This window comes from Bacillus sp. 105MF, from assembly GCF_000374885.1.
GTDB classification, from domain to species: domain Bacteria; phylum Bacillota; class Bacilli; order Bacillales; family Bacillaceae_G; genus Bacillus_A; species Bacillus_A pseudomycoides.
In genome coordinates this window covers 1-4,610 of the sequence record NZ_KB895653.1, presented here as the reverse complement: position 1 = coordinate 4,610, position 4,610 = coordinate 1, and the positions used below count along the sequence as shown (strand labels likewise).

Below are 4,610 nucleotides of genomic sequence, written 5' to 3'. Positions count from 1 at the left end.
CGGCGACGAAAGCGTAGCATCGGATGGCAGAGATGGAGTAATGAATATCTCTATGGTGTACTGGGGCTCTACTGGGACTGGAAAGTCCATTCCCTCAAAAGTGCAGAGGGATACCGATGAAAGTGTCTGCCATTTGATAGGTCTCATAACCCTTTTGATGAAGTTTATGGGGTGAGCTGCTTGAGGGAAAACCTCACGAGCAGTTCTTATGGGGAGGAGCTGGAAACGGGTCATAACCGATACTGCGCCAGTTCTTTACCCGACAAATTATCTTTAAAACTTGGAAATCACTTTTTCAAATCCATCATTGGCAAAATATCAAACAAGAGCGATTAGAATGTCACATTTATGGGAAACTTATTGCTATTTTCCTATGTTCTTCTACTATGTTTAAGATGCGACAGTTGATTTTACAAAAGAAACAAAAAGAATTAAGCGAATATAAAGCCATTGGAATGATACAAGATCATCTATACATCTTATATCAGGCTATACAACAAAATACTCAAGAAATAACAAAAATCTTGTGCCATCTATTCAGCCTTTTACTGAAAAATGGACGAAAATCTCACAGATATGAGAAGAAAACAGTCTTTGATATCCTGGGTGTTATTTATGAGTATAGTGGATTGGAAAAACAAAATAAAATTGCATAGTTTTTGAAATTGGGTTGATTGAGGTTTATTTGGTATGCCCATTTTTAAGGACACAAAGTATTTTAAGAGTTTTTCCGTTCATATGAACGGAAGTTCATTTTGTTTGGTTTCTTAAGTTGATGGGCATGCGTCTGAACCCCTGTATCACTTAATCTATGAACACATAAAAAAAGGAAGAGAATTTAAAATGCATCTTAATATGAAATATTGCATATTAAAATGTATTGATAAAAAAGTAAGTGCTTACTATAATAAAAGCATAAAGATGTACTACATCTTAACATCAAAAAAGAGGAGGAAATACTATGGCAATCGCAATGGCAGTTTTAAAATTTATAGGTGGAGTAATTCCATTCGTACAAGAGCTTTTAAAAGCATTTATGTAAGTTCTTTATTCAGCAATTATTTATAAAAATTATCATACAAATGGTCTGTATATCAAAGATGAATTGAGGTGCAGATCATTTGTATGAGCAAACTTTAAACAAGAAAAAGAATCCTAGAAATCATAAGGGATTCTTTTTCTTTATGTGTAATTAGGGCTGTAACCAGATTTATTGACTCTTCCAAGAGAAAGTTCTTCCACATAAGTTTCAAATTAACTTATCATGTTTACAATTCTATTTAATTATATCGAATAGGAGCAGAAATATATGAAGAGAAATATATTAGAATATCAATACCGCTTAAACACATTAAAAAGTTGTGTGTGGATTTTTGGGATCTTATTAATTATTAATTGGTATAATTTATGTGCAAATCTTATACTTAGACATAACTTTTTGTGGGAAAAGGCTTTATTGGTCATAATTTTTACTATCGTATTCATAAATACTTTACATCAAATTAAAACCAAGAACTATAAAATTACATAACATACATTTTTAACACATTGAATTTGATACACAAACTCTAAAATATGGTACTTACGGATTCGTTGCACACAACCTACATCTCTAGATACGCTGAATACTAAAATCCCAGTATTCTTTATTCGTTGTAAACCCAATAACCTTTAGGCTTACGCCTAACCGACATTCATCTCCCACCTACTCATTGGGCTACACCTTTTACATTCTTTGAAGTGGGATTCTTCTGTCGGGGGAATGATAAAATAATATGTAATAGCACATATTAAAATAAAATTTATGCGATACGGAAATTGTGTAAAAACATACCGAAAATATCCCCAAATACATTCCTCACTCATAAAAAAGAGATAAAGCACTTCATAAAATGCTTTATCTCTTTTTTTATGAGTATTTCTTATTTCACGTAAATTTACCATATGTATCACCTCCTACTATAACCATACACACCTTTTACTTTCTCATAACACTGTTGGATGAAGTGTTTCAGCTCTTCATTTTCCTATTGTCTTGGTGCAAGGATTCCTTGTCAGTTTAGCCATTTATAATAGCCGCTTTGAGAAACACTTATCAAACAACAGAGTAGGCTGACGGAGTATTCGGTTGTTAAAATATCGCAATTGAGTCGCTTGTATCACCTCTTTTGAAGATTCCATAACTTTTTTAATGTCATGCTTTATAATAGGAGGGTGTCCTCTATGTCTAATGAACATTAGTTCACTTATTAATAGTCAAATTATCTAGGATCTGCCACAAAAAAGAAGAAAATCACAAAAATTAACTTCTTTTTAAGTAGGGAAACTTTTATGTTCATTAACTGTTGAATTCATCAGAAAACACTTTAGATTTGATATATTAAAAAATTAAAAAAGCGTATAAATATGAAATATTGCATATTGAAATGCATTGATATCCAAATGAATTCTCGCTATTATAGTAGTATAAAAATTTACCACAATTCAATATTCAAAAAAGAGGAGGAAATCATATGGAAATCGCAATTGCAGTTTTGAAATTCATTGGTGGAGTAATTCCATTAGTAACAGAATTATTAAAAGCAGTGATGTAGTTTAGTTTTTGCAATTATTTATATCATATGAAGCACAAAATAAAGAGGTCAGTTTCTTTAAAATAAAGGATCGACCTCTTTATTTTGTGCTTCATATAGCCTAAGGTATTAAAAGGTTTTTAGCTTTTATTTTTTTGTTTATAGCCAGTTACTTTAGGGGGTTGTCCCATATAAATTGTTCAATAAACGTATGTACTAAATTATATCATTATTAAGGGGAAGACATTATGTTACCAACTACAACACATCGACCAACTAAAAAGAAAAAATGGATTATCATTGGGGTTATTGCATTAATTGTCATCGTTGCAGCCGTCAATATTTTTGTTATGCAAGGTAAGAAGAAGGAGACAGCAAAGGGAGACGCTGTTAGCTTTGAGAAAGTAACAGAACGTACACTCAATAATACAAAATTGATTTCTGGACAAGTAAAGCCTGGGAATATTGAGAGCTTCTATGCAGATCCGACAAAAGGAAAAGTGAAGGATATTGCGGTGAAAGAAGGGCAAGAAGTAGAAAAAGGGACGAAGTTATTCTCTTATGATAATGAAGAAATCAATCTACAATTGAAGCAAGCTGAGCTTGATCAAAAAATGGCAACAATGCGCTATGATCAAGGGAAAAAGAAAATAGATTCACTAAATAAAGAGATTAAGAAAGCAAAAGATAGCGGCGCTGGAAAAGAAGTAACAGATCCGTTAGAAGAGCAAGTAAGTGAACTAGAAATACAGCAAAAAACAACTGAACTTGAGAAAGAAAAAGGTCAATTACAATCACAACAATTAAAGAAAAAACAAGATGAACTCACAATTTATAGTAACTTTGCTGGTGTTGTACAAAAATTAGATAAAGATGCAGCACAAGGTTCGACGCAAGCAATGGGTGGACAAGGAAAATCATTTTTACAAATCGCATCTAAAGAACCATTCCAAATTCAAGGGACATTAACAGAACTTCAAAAATCACAAATCCAAAAAGATCAAACATTTACTGCAACTGCAAAAGCAAATAGTAAGAAGAAATGGACAGGGAAAATTACAGAAGTAAGTGAATTTCCGACAAGTGCAGAGATGGCTCAAGCAGCTGGTGTTGGTGAGGGAACACAAAATATGTCTCAGTATACATATAAAGCTAGTTTAGATGGACAAGAAGGTTTATCTCCAGGCTATCACGTATCACTGCAAGTAAACTTAGAGAATAAGAAGATGATTGCTGTTCCTAGTAAAAGTATTATTGAAAAAGCTGGTAATCTATTTGTTTATGTAGAAGACAAAGGAAAGCTTCGTAAACAAAATGTGAAAAAAGGTTCTACTGATGGAGATTGGACAGAAATTCTTGAAGGTGTAACAGTGGGACAAAAGGTGGTTAAAAATCCTTCCGACAACGTGTATGACGGAATGGAAGTGAAAGAAAAATGATTACGTTAAACAATATTCATAAAACATATTACCAAGGGAAGCTAGCGGTACCGATTTTACATGGTATTAGTTTAACAATTCAAAACGGTGAGTTTGTTTCCATTATGGGACCGTCTGGCTCAGGGAAATCAACCCTTATGAATATTATCGGTTGTTTAGATCGTCCAACAGAAGGCGAATATGTGTTAAGCGGCGTGAATATTTTAACGGCAGATGAAGCAAAACTTGCCCTTATTCGCAATGAATATATAGGCTTTGTATTCCAGCATTTTAACTTATTGCCACGTCTTTCAGCGGTAGAAAATGTAGAACTTCCGCTTATATATGGCGGCGTGAAGAAAGCGGAGCGCCGTCAGAGAGCTCTTGAAGCACTTGGGAAAGTCGGATTGTCTGACCGCGTGCATCACTTGCCAAGCGAACTTTCAGGTGGGCAAAAGCAGCGTGTAGCCATCGCACGTTCTATTGCAAATGATCCAACGTTTATTATGGCCGATGAACCAACAGGTGCTCTTGATACGAAATCTGGAGAGCAGGTTATGGATATTTTCACAAAGTTAAACGCAGAAGGTACAACGATTGTTATGGTTACGCATGAAGA

General features: G+C 33.9%; 3 protein-coding genes and 3 pseudogenes. 5 read left to right on the top strand and 1 reads right to left on the bottom strand.

The window, feature by feature from the left end; all coding sequences use genetic code 11:
• The 3 pseudogenes from C564_RS36540 to C564_RS38340 form a co-directional block, all read left to right on the top strand.
• A pseudogene (locus tag C564_RS36540) lies at positions 1-120 on the top strand (group II intron maturase-specific domain-containing protein); the annotation flags it as partial.
• Positions 121-263: 143 nt separating this feature from the next.
• Positions 264-656, top strand: a pseudogene (locus C564_RS35985) (IS4 family transposase); the annotation flags it as partial.
• Between the two features lie 199 nt (positions 657-855).
• A pseudogene (locus C564_RS38340) lies at positions 856-1,042 on the top strand (hypothetical protein).
• A 641-nt stretch (positions 1,043-1,683) separates the two neighbouring features.
• Here C564_RS38340 and C564_RS0131080 read toward each other — a convergent pair.
• Positions 1,684-1,944, bottom strand: a complete 261-nt coding sequence (locus tag C564_RS0131080) for a hypothetical protein (protein WP_018768177.1) — start codon at positions 1,942-1,944, stop codon at positions 1,684-1,686.
• 877 nt (positions 1,945-2,821) lie between these two features.
• Between C564_RS0131080 and C564_RS0131070 the strand changes: the two genes are divergently transcribed.
• Both C564_RS0131070 and C564_RS0131065 read left to right on the top strand, forming a co-directional pair.
• On the top strand, positions 2,822-4,012 hold the full coding sequence (locus C564_RS0131070; protein ID WP_018768175.1) for an efflux RND transporter periplasmic adaptor subunit: 1,191 nt from the start codon (positions 2,822-2,824) through the stop codon (positions 4,010-4,012).
• The coding region (locus tag C564_RS0131065; protein ID WP_018768174.1) for an ABC transporter ATP-binding protein at positions 4,009-4,610 on the top strand (602 nt) is incomplete at its 3' end. The genes C564_RS0131070 and C564_RS0131065, both read left to right, overlap by 4 nt.

Coding starts and splice junctions, on each gene's coding strand:
- C564_RS0131080 (WP_018768177.1), bottom strand. CDS start 1,944: ATGGTAAATTTACGTGAAATAAGAAATACTCATAAAAAAAGAGATAAA.
- C564_RS0131070 (WP_018768175.1), top strand. CDS start 2,822: ATGTTACCAACTACAACACATCGACCAACTAAAAAGAAAAAATGGATT.